The sequence below is a fragment of the Pseudomonas sp. v388 genome, assembly GCF_003935425.1.
Lineage (GTDB): Bacteria > Pseudomonadota > Gammaproteobacteria > Pseudomonadales > Pseudomonadaceae > Aquipseudomonas.
Genome location: NZ_RHQN01000006.1, coordinates 241,730 through 259,305 on the forward strand (window position 1 = coordinate 241,730; position 17,576 = coordinate 259,305).

A 17,576-nucleotide genomic window follows, 5' to 3' on the forward strand; every position below is an offset into this window, starting at 1 on the left:
ACTCTGCCACAACTCAAGGCATGCTATGCGCCCTCTGGGCGTCAGGCATAACGTATTCGCTGCTTCAGTCCAGTAGTCAGGAGCAACGGTTTGCCTACAACATCGCCCTCATCGCCCACGAGCCTCTCCAGCGGCAGCGTCAGGCCATTACATGGCTCGCTACGGGGCGCGTTGGCCGTGCTGGTGTTGCTGATGCTTGCGCTGCTGATCTGGCAGCAGGTCGATCAGTTCCATCAAACCCAGGACAGGCAACGCCAGCGCAGCCTGGATCACAGCCTCCAACAGGCGGACCGGCTGAGCCTGAACATGGCGCTCAACGCTCAGGTCACCGTCAATCTGCTGGAAGAAGCCGCTTCTTCGGGCGTCCGGCTGGAGCAACCGCAAACGGTGATCGGCCTGAGCGAAACCCTGCCCTCCTTGCGCAGCATCGCCTGGCTGACCTCGGCCGGCGATGTCATCAATGACAGCGCACGGGCTCGCGACGCCGCCTTTCTCAAGAGCACGCTTGCCCAAGCCGCAGACCGGCCCTATTTCTACCGTTCATCCGAAGACGCTTCGCTCGTTTATCTGCTGCTGCGCCAGACCGGCAGCGCCAGCGGCGCCTACTGGGTCGCCCGACTCGATCCGGATATCCTCAAGACATTGATCGTCCAGCCCAGGCAAGATGCCCAGCACCTCTGGCAGCTGGAAGAACGCAGCACACAACGGACGCTGCTGCGCGAAGCTTCCTCAAATGACGAGGCCGAGGGAGGACAACCCGAGACCGTGCTGTTGCAACCGCTAAGCAATAGCGACTGGCAGTTGCGGGGCCTGTTCGACGCTCACAAGGCCCGCCAGGAACTCGTCGCGCCGCTGATCGGCAAAGCCATGGTCGGTCTGCTGTTCGCCATCCTGCCATTGGCCACCCTGCTGAGCCTGCGTCGCCGCCAGCGCCAGTTGCTGGAAAGCCGTCGCCGCTATCGGGACATTTTCGAAGGCGCCGGCGTGGCGATCTGCGTGCTGGACATCTCGGGCCTGCCCGAGCAACTGGAAGCCTTGCAGATTCGGACCCGCGACGATCTCGAGCAGCTGTTCAAACTTCACTCAGGGCATGCCAAGCGGTTGCTTCAGCAACTGCGCATCACCGAGGTCAACCAGGTCGCCCTCGATCTGCTCAACGTCACCTGTACAGAACAGGCCTGGCGGCAGTTGATCGAAGGCGAGTCGCGGGCCAGCCCCGGCATCGGCGTGCAGATCATAGAGGCGATGCTGGACAAACAGGCGCGGCTCGAACTGGAAATCCGCATCACCCGCGAACACGGTCAGGACCAGCACCTGTGGCTGGTTCTACGCCTGCCGGAAACCCGCGCCGACTTTGACGCCGTGATTCTCAGCATCGGCGACATCACCAGCCGCAAGCAGATCGAACTGTCGCTGCAGGAGCGCGAAAGCTTCTGGTCGGATGTGGTGCGCACCGTGCCCGATCATCTGTATGTGCAGGACGTGCTGAGCCAACGGATGATCTACAGCAACCACCACCTGGGCCAGACGCTGGGCTACAGCAGGACCCAGCTGCACACCATGGGCGAGTTTTTCTGGGAGATTTTGCTGCATCCCGAAGACGCCAAGGTCTACCAGGACATGCGCCTGCGCCAGCGTCATCACGGGCACAACGAGCTGTCCGAGTGCGTATTGCGGTTTCGCGACAGTGACAACCGCTGGCGCTGCTTCGATATTCGCGAACAGGCTCTGGCCCGCAACCGGGACAATCTGGTCACGCGGATCATCGGTGTGGCGAAAGACATCACCGAGCAGGTTTCGGCCAGCCAGTCACTGCGCGACAGTGAACAACGCTATCGCATGCTCGCCGAAAGCATCAGCGACGTCATTTTCTCTACCGACAACACGCTCAAGACCAACTATGTCAGCCCATCGGTCCTGGGCGTTCTGGGCTACGACGCTGAATGGATCATCCAGCATGGCTGGGACTCGACAGTTGCCAATCCACAGCAGATGGCCGGCCTCAATGCCCTGTTGGCGCGCATTCGCAAAGTGCTGGACTCGCCTCGAGCGCTGGCTGCGCTGCGCACCGAGATTCCGACCCAACTGTTTCTGTTCGACTCCCTGCGCGCCGATGGCCGCAAGATTCCCATAGAGCTGCGCCTGGTGCTGGTCTGGGATGAGCACGGCACCTTCGAAGGCGTGCTCGGCGTCGGCCGCGATATCAGCCAGCAACGTCGGGCCGAAAAAGACCTGCGCATGGCCGCCACCGTATTCGAGCACTCGACTTCGGCGATTCTGATCACCGACCCGGCGGGCTATATCGTGCAGGTCAACGAGGCGTTCACGCGAGTGAGCGGCTATGAAGCGTCGCAGGTTCTTGACCAGTTGCCTGGCTTGCTGACGGTCGAGGGCGAGCAGCGGACTCATTTGCGCTACATCCTCAAAGAGCTGAATGAGACCGGTACCTGGGAAGGCGAGATCAGCCTCAGGCGGCGCAACGGCGAGGAGTATCCGGCCTGGGTGGGCATCACCGCCGTGGTCGACGACGAAGGCGACCTGGCCAGCTACGTGTGTTTTTTCAGTGACATCAGCGAACGCAAGGCCAGTGAAAAACACATCCACCGCCTGGCCTATTACGACGCACTGACTCTTCTGCCCAACCGGACGCTGTTCCAGGACCGCCTGCATTCTGCGCTGCAACATGCCGAACGGCAGCAGGCCTGGGTGGTGCTGATGTTCCTCGATCTGGACCGTTTCAAACCGATCAACGACTCGCTCGGTCACGCGGCCGGCGACCGGATGCTTCAGGAAATGGCAACCCGCCTGCTCGCCTGTGTCGCCAACGACGACACCGTGGCGCGCATGGGTGGCGACGAGTTCACCTTGCTGCTGCAGCCGGGCGCAACCCGCGACATCGCGCTCAACCGCGCCATTCACGTGGCCGAGCAGATCCTCAACAGTCTGGTCACGCCATTCGTGCTGGAAGGCCGGGAGTTCTTCGTGACCGCCAGTATCGGCATCGCCCTGAGCCCGCAGGACGGCCACGAACTGAGCCAGCTGATGAAGAACGCCGACACGGCGATGTACCACGCCAAAGAGCGTGGCAAGAATAACTTCCAGTTCTACCAGGCGGACATGAACGCCACGGCGCTGGAGCGCCTGGAACTGGAAAGCGACCTGCGCCATGCCCTGGAACAGCAGGAATTTACCCTCTATTACCAACCGCAGTTCAGCGGTGACGGCAAGCGGCTGACCGGTGCCGAAGCCCTGCTGCGCTGGCGCCATCCGCGGCGCGGGCTGGTGCCGCCCAATGACTTCATTCCGGTGCTCGAAGAACTGGGCCTGGTAGTGGAAGTCGGCGACTGGGTGCTGGCCGAAGCCTGCCGTCAGCTCAAGAGCTGGCACATGGCGAAAGTGCGGGTCCCCAAGGTGTCGGTCAACATTTCGGCGCGGCAGTTCTCGGACGGTCAACTGGGCAACCGTATCGCCCGCATGTTGGGCGAAACCGGCCTGCCACCGGCCTGCCTGGAACTGGAGCTGACCGAGAGCATCCTGATGCGTGAAGTCGGCGAGGCCATGCAGATCCTCGACGGCCTGAAAAAGCTCGGCCTGAGCATTGCAGTCGATGACTTCGGCACCGGCTACTCGTCGCTCAACTACCTCAAGCAGTTCCCTATCGACGTCTTGAAGATCGACCGCACCTTCGTCGACGGCCTGCCATCCGGTGAACAGGACGCCCAGATCGCCCGCGCCATCATCGCCATGGCCCACAGTCTGAACCTGGCCGTGATCGCCGAGGGCGTCGAGACCCACGAACAGCTGGAGTTCCTGCGCCAGCACGACTGCGACGAAGTCCAGGGCTACCTCTTCGGCCGCCCGATGCCCGCCAGCCAGTTCGAAGCGCAATTCAGCAACGACGCGTTGTTCATGTTCGACTGAGCAGAAATACACCGCTTGTAGGAGCCAACTGGCTGGCGATCTGCTACAGAGCGGCAGCAGAACCGATGCGCGCACCTACAACAAAACCTGCACCCCATTCATCCGGCACATGACTGCCTTTCATATGCCAGATAAAACCCGATGGGGTAGAATGCCCCCCTTTTCTGCCATGCCCCTTGAGGAATGCCATGTTCAGCCGTGATTTGACTCTCGCGAAGTACGACTCCGATCTTTTTGCCGCCATGGAGCAAGAAGCTCTGCGCCAGGAAGAGCACATCGAGCTGATCGCCTCGGAAAACTACACCAGCCCGGCGGTCATGGAAGCTCAGGGTTCCGTGCTGACCAACAAGTACGCCGAGGGCTATCCAGGCAAGCGTTACTACGGTGGTTGCGAGTACGTCGACGTCGTTGAGCAGCTGGCCATCGACCGCGCCAAGGAACTGTTCGGCGCCGATTATGCCAACGTTCAGCCGCACGCCGGTTCCCAGGCCAACTCGGCCGTTTACCTGGCCCTGCTGCAAGGCGGCGACACCATCCTGGGCATGAGCCTGGCGCATGGCGGCCACTTGACTCACGGCGCCAGCGTCAGCTCGTCGGGCAAGCTGTACAACGCCGTTCAGTACGGCATCGACGCCAACGGCATGATCGACTACGACGAAGTCGAGCGCCTGGCCGTTGAACACAAGCCGAAAATGATCGTTGCGGGTTTCTCTGCCTACTCGCAGATCCTCGACTTCCCGCGCTTCCGCGAAATCGCCGACAAGGTCGGTGCCTACCTGTTCGTCGACATGGCCCACGTGGCCGGTCTGGTTGCCGCTGGCGTCTACCCGAACCCGGTCCCGTTCGCCGACGTGGTGACCACCACCACCCACAAGACCCTGCGCGGTCCACGTGGCGGGCTGATCCTGGCGCGCGCCAACGCCGACATCGAGAAGAAGCTCAACTCTGCCGTATTCCCAGGCGCCCAGGGCGGCCCGCTGGAGCACGTCATCGCCGCCAAGGCCGTGTGCTTCAAGGAAGCGCTGCAGCCTGAGTTCAAGGCGTACCAGCAACAAGTGGTCAAGAACGCCAAGGCCATGGCCGGCGTGTTCATCGAGCGCGGTTTCGACGTGGTTTCCGGCGGTACTGAAAACCACCTGTTCCTGCTGTCGCTGATCAAGCAGGACATTTCCGGTAAAGACGCAGACGCCGCCCTGGGCCGCGCCTTCATCACCGTGAACAAGAACTCCGTCCCGAACGACCCACGCTCCCCGTTCGTCACCTCCGGCCTGCGCTTCGGTACTCCGGCTGTGACCACTCGCGGCTTCAAGGAAGCAGAGTGCAAGGAACTGGCCGGCTGGATCTGCGACATCCTGGCTGACCTGAACAACGAAGCGGTAATCGACGTCGTTCGTGAGAAGGTCAAGGCCATCTGCGCCAAGCTGCCGGTTTACGGCGCTTGATAGCGTAGTCACCCGCAGCACTGAAAAGCCCGGCCCTGTGCCGGGCTTTTCTGTTTCTAGCATTCTAAGAGCTTGTAGGAGCGCGCTTGCCCGCGACTTTGGCCATAAAGGCATACGATGACAACCCGCTCAGCCCTTTCCGTCAGCCACTGATGAACCGCCCTACATAAACCCCCGGCCCCAAGCGCGAGGATGCAGCCCTCTTCGCTACCGCATGGCCGACCATGATTCCCATCGCCCGACAGACCGACTTCCATTCCTGCCCAACACTTATCCACGGCATCACCCCCATCATCCCGGTCGGCGGCACCGTATCTGTAGACGGCATCCCGGTCGCACGTGTGGGCGATATAACCGGCTGCGGCGCAGTGATCGTCTCCGGCTTCCCCCACATCCTCGTCAACGACCGCCCTATGGCCCATAAAGGCAGCCTGACCAGCCACGGCGGCACCATCACCAACGGCAGCCATGACTGCGTGGGCGGCGAAGTGAATTTCATGACCTCGAAACTGGTGGTGAATTTCGGCACGCTTGGGGCCGTCAGGGCGGATGGCTCGGTTGATGAAGAGCTCATGGCAGAGCTGCTGAGTGATCCGAAGCTTGAAGAGCGGGCTCGGGATGCGGGGGCGTTGGTGCAGAGTAGCGATGCGCCCTTCCCGCAGGCTCCTGAAGCCGATCTTCCTGAGTTGATCGCGGTTGCGGGCAGCCAGCACGACGAAGCTGCGGGCAATAAGATGATGTTCATCGGGCAAGCTGTTCGCCAATTGAAGGAGTACAAACGTGAACACCCGGCCAGACCACGAACCTTGATCGTATTCAACTCTGGCTACAGCGAGGCGATGATCGATGCCGCTCGCGAATCGGCGGATCTTTACCAGGCTGCGTTCAAGACCATCAACACTGCGGATGAGCTAATCGGTTACATCAACAGCGGCAAGGATCGCCAGAAGCATCCGGTAGCCCGATTCGACCTGTTCAGCCACGGCATCCCCTTGCATGTTTCCTTTGGCTATCAGCTGGAGGAAGAGGCAACGATGTCGCTTGGGCTGCACAACTACCAACAATTCTCACCTGCGGCCTTCAGCCCGACCGCAAAAATCACCTCTTTCGCCTGCCGCACCGGCATGGGTAACCCACAGGATCTGGAAATTGAAGGGGGGGTCCAACTGAATCCACAGTCCGAGGCAAGTCTGGCGCAGAAGTTGGCGAATCATCTGAAGGTTCCGGTTCATGCGTTTGTGACGAGGTCGGACTACAAGAATACTTGGGGGTCTTTTATGGATAGGCGGGAGGGAGAGATCTGTAAAATCACATCCAAAAGCTTGCCTGGTGAAGAATGGTGCGGTGAGTGGGGTGCAGCCATGAATGAGCGAAAAGGCAGCAAAGAAAAATTTACTTCCACGTACCAACGTTCCGGTGCTTTAAAACCCGTAGCGCCAGGCAGTTCGCCTTACGGCCCCGCTAGAGGGTTAATTGAATTCAAACCCAATGCTTAAAAAAAAATATACAGGTCTCTCGCTAACACTCGGATACCTACTTTTCTTGCCTTACGACAATTATTACGTCACCGACTGGGGCAACGGCATAGTCATCAAAGGCGACAGATATGTGAGATCTGGCGAGTGGGCATATAATTGCATCCGCTGGCATTTGGTAAGCAAAACTCCTAAGTCTTTTCCAGATGATGACTTCAGAGAAAACAAAAATATCGAAATCGACACCTACACCTCACCCCCTCAAAAGCAGCAAGCTGCCATAGAGTTCATAAATGAAACATTAAAGACAAAAAATTGGCACCAACGCTTGCAATATATACACACCTACATCAATGAAGACAGCCAAATAGACGCTCATTACTTCAGACTCTCCGCTACATACAAGGGAGAGCAATGGATACTCAGAGTGAGATACAGTGACAGCCTCTACATCAAAAAACTTTATTTTATTAGCGCTGCCCCCTACGATGCGAGATATCACAAACCCTATGAAGAGCTGCTGCAGGAAGCCAAGCTTAGCTGCCCCAAGCCGCAGTGAGCATACGTACTTTTCCTCCTGCCCCAGAATCGCTTTGGCGATTTCTTGGAAGCTCATCGACATCGACAAATGACATTAAAAATATTAGACCTTCCGACCCAAACCATATGAAAAACCTAGGGCATGAAAAAATATTTCGCGGCACTCCTGCTGGGCACGCTCACATGGCTATTTACTGGCTATTACAATTCCATTGAAGATGCGGAACTTCACAGCCACTTCTTTATTAAAAAAAGCCCCACACTACAAATAAAGTTTTACAACATACACGCTAACAACACTGACCCGAGACCGCTTCACGAACTCACTACCCAGCAACGGCAAAAGGTTATTAGCTATTGGAAATATCGTTTGGGAATTGACTCCAAGCTGGAAACAGAAGATGAGTTGGCGGCCTGTACAGCTTGGTAACACACAACAGTCGGAACCAAACCACTCAACAAGCAGCGGGTTCTGTGCGCATGAGTACTCCCAAATCGCTAGCAAAATCTTCGTAACCGGAGAAGGCGTAGATCGTTCAAGCCAACTGACTATATTATCTACAGAATGAAAATAATTTTTATAGCAATGCCATTAATAGCCACCGCACACCTGTACATTGGGTATTACACGCCGCAAAGCATCCACGACGAATCAACAGTGTTTTTTATAAAGAAATATCCGACACTTCAAATGAAATTCAAGAACCTATATACAAGAGACGGCGACACCAACAATTTCGCCAACTTGAACTCCGTGGAAGCCAACATCGTAATTAACTATTGCAAATACAGACTGGGGATAGACACTCGACTGGAGAACGAAGAACAACTGGAAGAATGCAAACGCCGCTAGCATGATACTCGACCTACTGAGCCCTGGATGCGCGCAGGATTGACCGCAATCCAAAGAGACTAGTGTTACCACTACCCCCTTATACTGACAGACCTATGAAGAAGATCACATTTATCGCAGCGCTCGCCCTGTTCGCTCTACTGTTCACCGGCTACTACGAAACACGCTGAGCGGAAGACAATAGGCTCATTTTTTTATAAAAAGGACACCCACGTTTCAAATGACTTTCGTGAACATTTTCGACAGTGATGCCGACGACCAGCGGCTGAATGAACTGGATGAGGAGGAACGAAAGCAGGTCATCGACTACTGCAAATATCGTTCGGGCATCGAGACGACTCTTAAAACACAAGCCGAGCTGGAGGCCTGCAAAGCGCAATAAAGAAGCGGCTTACTGCCCCAGCCGCTCCAACCTGCCATCCCTAGGTTACGAGCCAGCCATCTGCGCAAACCCCGCCCGAATCTTCTCTTCCGGCAATTCATCGGCAATGAACACGATCACACTTTCCCGCTGCTCGCCTTCGGCCCATTCGGTATCCCAGTCGAAGCCGTACAGCTTGAGCACGCCCTGAAACACCAGTCGGCGCGGTTCGCCGGCGATGTTGAGTACGCCTTTGTAGCGCAGCAGTTGCTTGCCGTGGTCTTCCAGCAGGTCGTTCATGAAGGCGCTGAGTTTGTCGATATCCAGCGGCTGGTCGGTGCGCAGCACCAGGCTGGTGATGCGGTCGGCAGATTGGCCGGCAGGCGCAACCGGGCGCAGGCTCATGCCGCCGCCGAGGTCGGCGTTGAGGTTGAAGCCGCGCACGTCCAGCAGTTCGGCGAGGTCGATGCGTCCGTGGTCGACGGTGCGGATAGCCGCGCGGCGGTTGATGCGGGACAGGCGTGCACTCAGGGCATCGAAGGTCGCGTCGTCCACCAGATCACGTTTGCTCACCAGCAGTCGGTCGGCAAAGCCGATCTGCGCCTGGGCAATGGTCTGAGTCAGGTGCGTATCGGCGTGGGCGGCGTCGACCAAAGTGATGATGCCATCGAGGATGTAGCGCTCGCGCAGTTCCTCGTCGATGAAGAAGGTTTGCGCCACTGGCGCAGGATCGGCCAAGCCGGTGCATTCGATCACCAGGCGGTCAAAGGCGATCTCGCCGCTGTCCAGGCGTTCGAGCAGCAGATACAGCGCTTTGGTGAGGTCGGTGTGAATAGTGCAGCACACGCAGCCGTTGGACAGGGTCATGACCTGCACCGGATCCGTGCCCAGCAACTGGCTGTCGATCCCGGCATCGCTGAATTCATTCTCGATCACCGCGATCTTCAGGCCGTGCTCGGCTTTCAACAGATGGCGCAGCAGCGTGGTCTTGCCAGCGCCGAGAAAGCCGGTCAGGACAGTAACGGGGATGGTCTGAAGCTCGCTCATAAAGTCCTCTGTGGGTCGCCGGGCTGGAAATGAAAACGCGCCGCAGGTGGTGGCCTGCGGCGCGCGGGTTCTACGATAACTCAGTACAAGCGGATCAGCAGCACTTCGGCCCGGCCTTGCCGCCGTAACGCGCCTCCTGGCGTTCCCGGAAGAACTCCTCATAGGTCATCAGGGGCTTGTCCGGATGCGTGTTCTGCATGTGCTCGACGTAGGTGTCGTAGTCCGGCATGCCCACCATCAGGCGTGCGGCCTGACCGAGGTATTTCCCGAGGCGACTCAGGTCATTGAACATGGGCATACCCTCTGCTGGACGGTTTCATTAAACACCTGGCGCCGGTGGCATCGCCTGGAACGGTGCTTCCTTGTCGGTGCGTTCTTTCTTGCCCCACGCGGCGATACCGATTTTCAAGGCGTAGAACAGGATGCTGAACACCACGAACAGGAAGAGCACGGTCAAGCCGGCGTTGGTGTAGGCGTTGAAAATCACATGCTGCATCTGGTCCATGGTCTTGGCCGGAGCCAGGATCTGACCCGCATCCGCCGCTGCGCTGTATTTCTTGGCAAGGGCCAGGAAGCCGACCGCAGGGTTGGAATCGAACAGCTTGATAAAGCCCGCCGTCACGGTGCAGATCAACAGCCAGGTCGCAGGCAGCACAGTAACCCACACGTAACGTTGGCGCTTCATTTTGATCAGCACCACACTCGCCAGCATCAGGGCGATACCGGCCAGCATCTGGTTGGAAATACCGAACAGCGGCCACAAGGTGTTGATGCCGCCCAACGGATCGATGACACCCTGGTACAGCAGGTAACCCCACAGCGCTACGCAACCGCCGGTGCCGATCGCGTTGGCCGTCCAGGACTCGGTGCGTTTCAGGGCCGGCACGAAGCTGCCCAGCAGATCCTGAAGCATGAAGCGACCGGCGCGAGTACCGGCGTCTACCGCTGTCAGGATGAACAGCGCTTCAAAAAGAATCGCGAAGTGGTACCAGAACGCCATGGTGTTCTCACCCGGCAGCGCCTGGTGAAGAATTTGCGCGATACCCACCGCCAAGGTCGGCGCACCACCGGCACGGGCCAGGATAGTGTTTTCGCCGATATCCTTGGCAACCGCCGTCAGTTGATCGGGGGTAATGGTGAAGCCCCAACTGCTGACCGTCGCCGCCACCGACACGACATCGCTGCCCACTACTGCCGCTGGGCTGTTCATGGCGAAGTAGACACCCGGCTCGATTACCGAAGCGGCAACCATGGCCATGATGGCGACGAAGGATTCCATCAACATGCCGCCATAACCGATGTAACGGGCGTTGACTTCGTTATCCAGCAGCTTGGGCGTGGTGCCCGACGAGATCAGGGCGTGGAAGCCCGAGACCGCGCCGCAGGCAATGGTGATGAACAGGAACGGGAACAGTGTGCCTTTCCAGACCGGGCCGGTACCGTCGGTGAACTGGGTCAGGGCCGGCATTTTCAGCTCGGGCGCCAGTACCAGAATGCCGATGGCCAAAGCCACGATGGTGCCGATTTTCAGGAACGTCGACAGATAGTCACGCGGCGCCAGCAGCAGCCAGACCGGCAGCATCGCCGCCACGAAACCATAGCCCACCAGCATCCAGGTGATCTGCACGCCGGTGAAGGTAAACATCGGCGCCCAGTTCGGGTCAGCCGCCACAGCGCCGCCGATCCAGATCGAAGCCAGCAGCAGGATGACACCGATGATGGAAATCTCGCCGATGCGGCCCGGACGGATGTAGCGCATGTAGACGCCCATGAACATCGCGATCGGGATGGTCGCCATGACCGTGAACATGCCCCACGGGCTTTCGGCCAGGGCCTTGACCACGATCAGCGCCAGCACCGCCAGGATGATGATCATGATCAGGAAGCAGCCGAACAAGGCGATGGTGCCGGGAATGCGGCCCATTTCCTCACGGACCATGTCGCCCAGCGAACGGCCGTTACGGCGTGTGGAGAGGAACAGGATCATGAAGTCCTGCACCGCGCCGGCCAGCACCACGCCGGCGATCAGCCAGAGCGTACCGGGCAGATAGCCCATTTGCGCTGCCAACACCGGGCCGACCAATGGTCCGGCGCCGGCGATGGCTGCAAAATGATGGCCGAAAAGAATGTGTTTGTTGGTCGGCACATAGTCCAGACCATCGTTGTTGACCACGGCAGGCGTTGCCCGCGTCGGGTCAAGTTGCATGACGTGTCGTGCAATGAAAAGACTGTAGTAACGGTAAGCGACCAGATAGATGGCGACCGCCGCCACCACGATCCACAAGGCGTTGATTGCTTCTCCGCGGCGCAGGGCCACGACCCCCAGGGCACATGCCCCAACAATTGCGACTATGAGCCAGGGAACATGGCGCATCAGACTATTATTATTTTTCATTTTCTTATTCCAGCAGAGTTGACTAGAAGGCAAGCAGTCGGAGTTTAGCGCTGTCACAGCGAAAGGCCACCCCCACATTGGTCTAGAGAGGGATTTGTATTGAGAGAAGTAAAAGCCCGGCTCGGGGCCTGCCGACCCGGCTCATAAATGTTACGTCCGGCGCTGTCCGAGCAGGCCATTCAGGTCTATCGTCGGTACATGAAGGTGCTGTTGATTCCAGGCCTGGCCACGTGGTGCAGGCAGTCGCATCCAGGAGAGTTCATTCGATGACCGACCCCCATGCAGATCGCCGTCGCTTCAAACGCATCGCTTTCGACGCCAAGACCGAACTGAGCCAGGGTGAGCGGCGCTGGAAAGTGCAGCTCGTGGACCTGTCACTCAAAGGCCTGCTGATCGAGCGACCGGAACCCTGGACCGGAAACCCGGACGAACCGTTTCTCGTCGATATCTACCTGAGTCCTGACGTGTATGTGGAGATGGAAACGCGACTGATGCACGACGATCACAATCAGCTGGGGTTTGTCTGCCTGCACATCGGCCTGGAGTCGATCAGCCACCTCAAGCGCCTGATCGAGCTGAACCTGGCGGACCACGACGAGCTGGACCGGGAGCTGGCGGCTCTGATTGAGGTTTAGCTGAATAACGCCCACTCCTACTCGAACAACGCATCCAGCGCTTGTTCGAGGCGGGTGACGGCAATGATCTGCAAGCCCGGCGGTGCTTCTTTCGGGGCGTTGGCCTTGGGAACGATGGCGCGTTTGAAGCCGTGCTTGGCGGCTTCCTTCAACCGCTCCTGACCGCTGGGCACCGGCCGCACTTCGCCGGACAAGCCCACCTCGCCGAACACCAGCAAGTCATGCGGCAACGGTCGATTGCGCAGACTCGACATGACCGCCGCCATCAAGGCCAGGTCGGACGCGGTTTCCAGCACCTTGACCCCGCCCACCACGTTAAGGAAAACGTCCTGATCGTGAGTCGGAATGCCGCCATGGCGATGCAGGACCGCGAGCAGCATCGCCAGACGGTTCTGATCCAGGCCCAGCGTCACCCGCCGTGGATTGGACATGTGACTGTCATCCACCAACGCCTGGACTTCCACCAGCATCGGCCGCGTCCCTTCCCAGGTCGCCATGACCACGCTGCCGGGGACTTCTTCCTGTGCACGCGTCAGGAAAATCGCCGATGGGTTGGAGACTTCTTTCAGCCCCTTGTCGGTCATGCCGAACACACCCAGTTCGTTGACCGCACCGAAACGATTCTTCACCGCGCGCAACAGGCGCAGACGCCCGTCGGACTCACCTTCGAAGTACAACACCGTATCGACCATGTGCTCCAGCACCCGCGGACCGGCCAGCGCGCCTTCCTTGGTGACATGACCGACCAGGAAAATCGCCGTGCCGCTCTGCTTGGCATACCGCACCAGCAACGCCGCGCTCTCACGGACCTGCGAAACGCCGCCTGGGGCCGATTGCAACTGCTCGGTGAAGATGGTCTGGATCGAGTCGATGACCATCACTTTGGGCTGCTCGACCCGCGCCGTGGCGATGATCGATTCGATGCAGGTTTCAGTCATCACCCGCAGTTTGTCCTGGGGCAGGCCCAGGCGGCGCGCACGCATGGCAACCTGTTGCTGGGACTCTTCGCCGGTGACATAAAGGGCCGGCATGCGCTCGGCGATATTGCACAGGGTCTGCAAGAGAATGGTCGACTTGCCGATGCCGGGGTCGCCACCAATCAGGACCACCGAGCCGTCCACCAGACCGCCGCCCAGCACGCGGTCAAGCTCGGCAGAGTGGGTCGAGAAACGCGGGATCTGTTCGACGCTGACTTCGGCCAGGGTCTTGATCTGCGCCTGGGCGCCGGCCCAACCGGTGCGGCCGCTGGGCGCGGCGGGGGCATTGGCCTCGATCATGGTTTCGACAAGCGTATTCCAGGCACCGCAATCGGCGCACTGGCCTGCCCACTTGGGAAAAGTCGCGCCGCACTCAGTGCAGCCGTACAAGCGTTTGGCCTTGGCCATGACAACCCCAGTCGCAAAAGCGGCCATGATAACGCAGATGCCGCTTGCCTCAGCCCGGTCGCACGGGGTTTTTCACGTTCCGATAAAACTTACCCGGCCAGACCCGGTCGATTTAACGTGTGCCCGCCGCGATAGCCATCGCTGCTTTACACTGCACATGATCAACTCATCTGTAACAAGGAATGACCCATGAGCGTACTCAGCGAATTCAAAGCCTTTGCCGTCAAAGGTAACGTGGTCGATATGGCCGTCGGTATCATCATTGGCGCAGCATTCGGCAAGATCGTTTCGTCGTTCGTCGGCGATGTGATCATGCCTCCGTTGGGCCTGTTGATCGGTGGCGTGGATTTCAGCGACCTGGCTGTGACCCTGCGCGCCGCACAAGGCGACACCCCGGCGGTATTGCTGGCCTACGGCAAGTTCATCCAGACCGTGGTCGACTTCGTGATCGTCGCGTTTGCGATCTTCATGGGTGTGAAGGCCATCAATCGTCTCAAGCGTGAAGAAGCCAAGGCGCCCAGTGCCCCGGCCGCGCCCTCCAAGCAGGAAGTTCTGCTCAGCGAGATTCGCGACCTGCTCAAAGAGCAGCACAAGCCGAGCGAACCTGTGGTGGTCGATCCTCACCGCCCACTCTGATGGCGCAACCCGCAAGGTTCGGCGGTCGCGGGCTTACCAGTAGGTTTCCACGGCGATCTGACCGGGCTTGCGGGACAGGGCCAGACGCATGTCGCGCTGCTTGAGCAGTGCCCGGGTGTCGTCGACCATCTGCGGATTGCCGCACAGCATCACCCTTGAGTGCTCGGGCGTCAGCGTGACGCCTGCCGCGCGCTCGAGCTCGCCACTCTCGATCAGACCGGTAATGCGTCCGTTCAGTGCCCCCGGATGCCGTTCACGGGTCACGGTCGGCACGAACACGAACTTGTCGGCGTATTCGGCGAGATACTCGCGTCGGGTCAGTTCGGCGATGAGTTCCTGATAAGCCAGCTCCCTGGATTCGCGCACGCTGTAGACCAGGATGATGCGCTCGAATTTCTCCCAGGCTTCGAAGTCCTGAAGAATCGACAGGAACGGGGCCACGCCTGTGCCTGTGGACAACAGCCACAGGTCGCGGCCGTCGGTGAAGCGATCCAGCGTCAGGTAACCAAAAGCCTGCTTGTCGATCAGCACGCTGTCGCCCTCGCGCAAGCGACTCAGCTCGCTGGTGAATTCTCCGTCCGGAACCACGATGGAGAAGAATTCCAGAAATTCATCGTAAGGCGACGACACCATGGAATAGGCACGCCAGACCGTCGTACCGTCCGCCTTGGTGACGCCCAGTCGCGCGAACTGCCCGGCCCTGAACCGGAAACCCGGATCACGCGTGGTGCGCAGGGTGAACAGGTTGGGCGTCAGGGGCGTAACGCGCTGCAATGTCTGACGGGTGAACTTGTCTTCGCTGACGGTCATGGTGCGCCTTTGGCTCCTGAATCGTGAAAGTCCCGAACCAGTTTCGCGCAAAGCGCGCGCGATAAACACCGCTGGTTTGTAGTGGCTTGTCCTTGAGCGGCGATACGGAGTTAGAGTATTTGGTTCTGGTACTTATCAACCTGTCTTAAGGGTCTGACATATCGCCGTGCCGCCAACCCCACTGGCACGGCGTTTTCAGCGATTCGCTGCCTTTTTGCGTGCAAACCTGCAGGCAGCCCATCCGTCTACACGCGCTTTGCGTATCAGATTCCCGATCTATTTTCTTCATGAGGATCAGTACACGTTGGCTCGCCATCAAAGGTATGGAGGCGATCATGGAACACATGGAAAGCAATTCACTACGCTCACTCAAACCCAAGACACTCACTCATCGAGAGATCGAAGTCCTCAAGTGGTCCGCAGAGGGCAAGACGGCTGGCGATATCGCCATCATTCTCTGCCTGAAGGAACGCACCATTCATTTCCACATCGCCAGCGCGATTCAGAAAATGGGGGTTTGCAACAAGACTGCAGCCGTCGTGCAGGCAGCCCTGCACGGCATGTTTTGAACAACCGCGTTATTTACCGGCGCGACACCCGGCAAGTTGGCAGGTGCCAAAAGGCAAAAGTACGTAGAATCACCGGCTTCAGCGAGCCTGGCCGATCAGGCTTGCGAGACATACGTTCGATTGCCCAGAGTTCGCCTGCCCATGCCCCTGCTCATCAGCCCGTTCGCTCAACTTGACCTCATTCGCCAGCCCGAGCAACAGGACGAACCGCTGCAAGCGTTCGACGCTGCCGATGAGTATCTGCTCAGCCACGTGGCCGAAACCGGCCTGACATTGCAAAGCCGGGTACTGGTGCTCAATGACAGTTTCGGCGCGTTGGCCGCCAGTCTGGCGCAACATGCGACAGTGGTCAGCAGTACCGACTCGTATCTGGCGGCCCAAGGCCTGGAGAAAAACCTGACGCGTAACGGCATGGCCTACGACGCAGTGCCGCTGGTCCCGGCCAGCGAGCCATTGACCGGCCCGTTCGACTGGGTACTGATCCGCATCCCCAAGACCCTCGCATTGCTCGAAGAACAGCTGGTTCGCCTGCAAGGCCAGTTGGCACCCGGTGCCCGCGTGGTGGCTGCCGCCATGGTCAAGCACCTGCCGCGTTCGGCGGGTGACTTGCTGGAAACCTACGTCGGGCCGGTTCAAGCCTCACTGGCAGTGAAGAAGGCGCGCCTGCTGTTCGCAACGCCGCAACCGCGGGAAGTCCTGCCCTCGCCCTACCCGACCCGCTATTCGCTGGACGAGCCCGCTATCGAGCTGGTCAACCACGCCAACGTGTTCTGCCGTGAAGGTCTGGATATCGGCACCCGAGCCTTTCTACCCTGGCTGCCGAAAAATCTCGGCACCGCGCGGGTCGCCGATCTGGGCTGCGGAAACGGAGTGCTAGCCATCGCCAGCGCGCTGGACAATCCCGACGCTCACTACACGCTGGTCGATGAGTCTTTCATGGCGGTGCAGTCCGCTGCGCAGAACTGGCAGGCCGTGTTCGGCGATCGGGAGGCGCTGATTCATGCCGGCGACGGCCTGGCCGCTCAGGAGCCGGATTCTCTGGACGTGGTGCTGTGCAACCCGCCGTTCCACCAGCAACAGGTGGTCGGTGACCATCTGGCCTGGCGCATGTTCCTGCAGGCACGCGCCGCGCTGGTGACCGGCGGAGCCCTGTATATCGTCGGCAATCGGCATCTGGGTTATCACAGCAAGCTGGCGCGCCTGTTCCGCGGCGTCGAGCAAGTGGCGGCCACGCCCAAGTTCGTGATCCTCAAAGCCCGTAAATAAGCGCTCCCGCAGGCAAAAAAAAAACCCTCCGTCAGGAGGGTCGAAAAGGTATTCGCAAGCAGGTCAGTGAGTGGTCAGACCCGCAGCATTCATGAACATGCGCATCAGGCTGGCGACGATGAACAGCGCCAACACGCTGCCGGCCCATATGCCGACCAGCCAGGCCAGCCGCTGCCACAGCGGCTTGCTCATTGCCGGATCGGGCTCGTGATGTACGGGTTTCTTGCCAGACATCGCCAAA

16 protein-coding genes are annotated in these 17,576 nt (G+C 59.2%); 10 read left to right on the forward strand and 6 right to left on the reverse strand.

The features are described from left to right. Positions 1 to 192 precede the first annotated feature (192 nt). From EGJ27_RS16000 to EGJ27_RS25210, 6 genes are all read left to right on the forward strand, one after another. On the forward strand, positions 193 to 3,921 hold the full coding sequence (locus EGJ27_RS16000; RefSeq protein ID WP_177523045.1) for an EAL domain-containing protein: 3,729 nt from the start codon (positions 193 to 195) through the stop codon (positions 3,919 to 3,921). Positions 3,922 to 4,109: 188 nt separating this feature from the next. Continuing rightward, complete coding sequence (glyA, locus tag EGJ27_RS16005; RefSeq protein ID WP_125831718.1) at positions 4,110 to 5,363, forward strand: serine hydroxymethyltransferase; 1,254 nt, start codon at positions 4,110 to 4,112, stop codon at positions 5,361 to 5,363. Positions 5,364 to 5,587: 224 nt separating this feature from the next. Continuing rightward, complete coding sequence (locus EGJ27_RS16010) at positions 5,588 to 6,859, forward strand: PAAR domain-containing protein (RefSeq protein ID WP_125831719.1); 1,272 nt, start codon at positions 5,588 to 5,590, stop codon at positions 6,857 to 6,859. Beyond that, the gene (locus EGJ27_RS16015) at positions 6,837 to 7,397 is read left to right on the forward strand and encodes a hypothetical protein (RefSeq protein WP_125831720.1); all 561 of its coding nucleotides are present in this window, start codon (positions 6,837 to 6,839) and stop codon (positions 7,395 to 7,397) included. Before EGJ27_RS16010 ends, EGJ27_RS16015 begins: the two co-directional genes overlap by 23 nt. Before the next feature lie 123 nt (positions 7,398 to 7,520). Then, positions 7,521 to 7,808 (forward strand): hypothetical protein, encoded by a 288-nt coding sequence (locus EGJ27_RS16020; RefSeq protein ID WP_125831721.1) that lies wholly within the window; start codon positions 7,521 to 7,523, stop codon positions 7,806 to 7,808. Between the two features lie 643 nt (positions 7,809 to 8,451). Beyond that, positions 8,452 to 8,613: a hypothetical protein gene (locus EGJ27_RS25210; RefSeq protein ID WP_306085282.1), complete on the forward strand. Its 162-nt coding sequence runs from the start codon at positions 8,452 to 8,454 to the stop codon at positions 8,611 to 8,613. 45 nt (positions 8,614 to 8,658) lie between these two features. Here the strand turns inward: EGJ27_RS25210 and yjiA are convergent, their stop codons facing one another. From yjiA to EGJ27_RS16040, 3 genes are all read right to left on the reverse strand, one after another. Further along, the gene (gene yjiA / locus EGJ27_RS16030) at positions 8,659 to 9,639 is read right to left on the reverse strand and encodes a GTPase (RefSeq protein ID WP_125831722.1); all 981 of its coding nucleotides are present in this window, start codon (positions 9,637 to 9,639) and stop codon (positions 8,659 to 8,661) included. A gap of 94 nt (positions 9,640 to 9,733) precedes the next feature. Then, positions 9,734 to 9,931, reverse strand: a complete 198-nt coding sequence (locus EGJ27_RS16035) for a YbdD/YjiX family protein (RefSeq protein WP_125831893.1) — start codon at positions 9,929 to 9,931, stop codon at positions 9,734 to 9,736. A 27-nt stretch (positions 9,932 to 9,958) separates the two neighbouring features. Further along, positions 9,959 to 12,034 (reverse strand): carbon starvation CstA family protein, encoded by a 2,076-nt coding sequence (locus EGJ27_RS16040; RefSeq protein ID WP_125831723.1) that lies wholly within the window; start codon positions 12,032 to 12,034, stop codon positions 9,959 to 9,961. Positions 12,035 to 12,300: 266 nt separating this feature from the next. On the opposite strand from EGJ27_RS16040, the gene EGJ27_RS16045 reads away from it, so the two are divergent. Then, positions 12,301 to 12,669 (forward strand): PilZ domain-containing protein, encoded by a 369-nt coding sequence (locus EGJ27_RS16045; RefSeq protein ID WP_125831724.1) that lies wholly within the window; start codon positions 12,301 to 12,303, stop codon positions 12,667 to 12,669. Between the two features lie 17 nt (positions 12,670 to 12,686). On the opposite strand, the gene radA is transcribed toward EGJ27_RS16045, so the two are convergent. After that, entirely contained in the window at positions 12,687 to 14,054 is a 1,368-nt protein-coding gene (gene radA / locus EGJ27_RS16050) for a DNA repair protein RadA (RefSeq protein WP_125831725.1), read from the reverse strand. Between the two features lie 189 nt (positions 14,055 to 14,243). Between radA and mscL the strand changes: the two genes are divergently transcribed. Then, positions 14,244 to 14,690, forward strand: coding sequence for a large-conductance mechanosensitive channel protein MscL (gene mscL / locus EGJ27_RS16055; RefSeq protein WP_125831726.1), 447 nt, complete (start codon positions 14,244 to 14,246; stop codon positions 14,688 to 14,690). Between the two features lie 33 nt (positions 14,691 to 14,723). Here mscL and EGJ27_RS16060 read toward each other — a convergent pair whose 3' ends face one another. Continuing rightward, positions 14,724 to 15,500, reverse strand: coding sequence for a ferredoxin--NADP reductase (locus EGJ27_RS16060; protein WP_125831727.1), 777 nt, complete (start codon positions 15,498 to 15,500; stop codon positions 14,724 to 14,726). Between the two features lie 335 nt (positions 15,501 to 15,835). Between EGJ27_RS16060 and EGJ27_RS16065 the strand changes: the two genes are divergently transcribed. Both EGJ27_RS16065 and EGJ27_RS16070 read left to right on the forward strand, forming a co-directional pair. Next, positions 15,836 to 16,069, forward strand: coding sequence for a response regulator transcription factor (locus tag EGJ27_RS16065; RefSeq protein WP_125831728.1), 234 nt, complete (start codon positions 15,836 to 15,838; stop codon positions 16,067 to 16,069). Positions 16,070 to 16,210: 141 nt separating this feature from the next. Then, entirely contained in the window at positions 16,211 to 17,335 is a 1,125-nt protein-coding gene (locus EGJ27_RS16070) for a methyltransferase (RefSeq protein WP_125831729.1), read from the forward strand. 63 nt (positions 17,336 to 17,398) lie between these two features. Here the strand turns inward: EGJ27_RS16070 and EGJ27_RS16075 are convergent, their stop codons facing one another. Next, positions 17,399 to 17,569, reverse strand: a complete 171-nt coding sequence (locus EGJ27_RS16075) for a DUF2474 domain-containing protein (protein WP_125831730.1) — start codon at positions 17,567 to 17,569, stop codon at positions 17,399 to 17,401. Between the last annotated feature and the right edge of the window lie 7 nt (positions 17,570 to 17,576).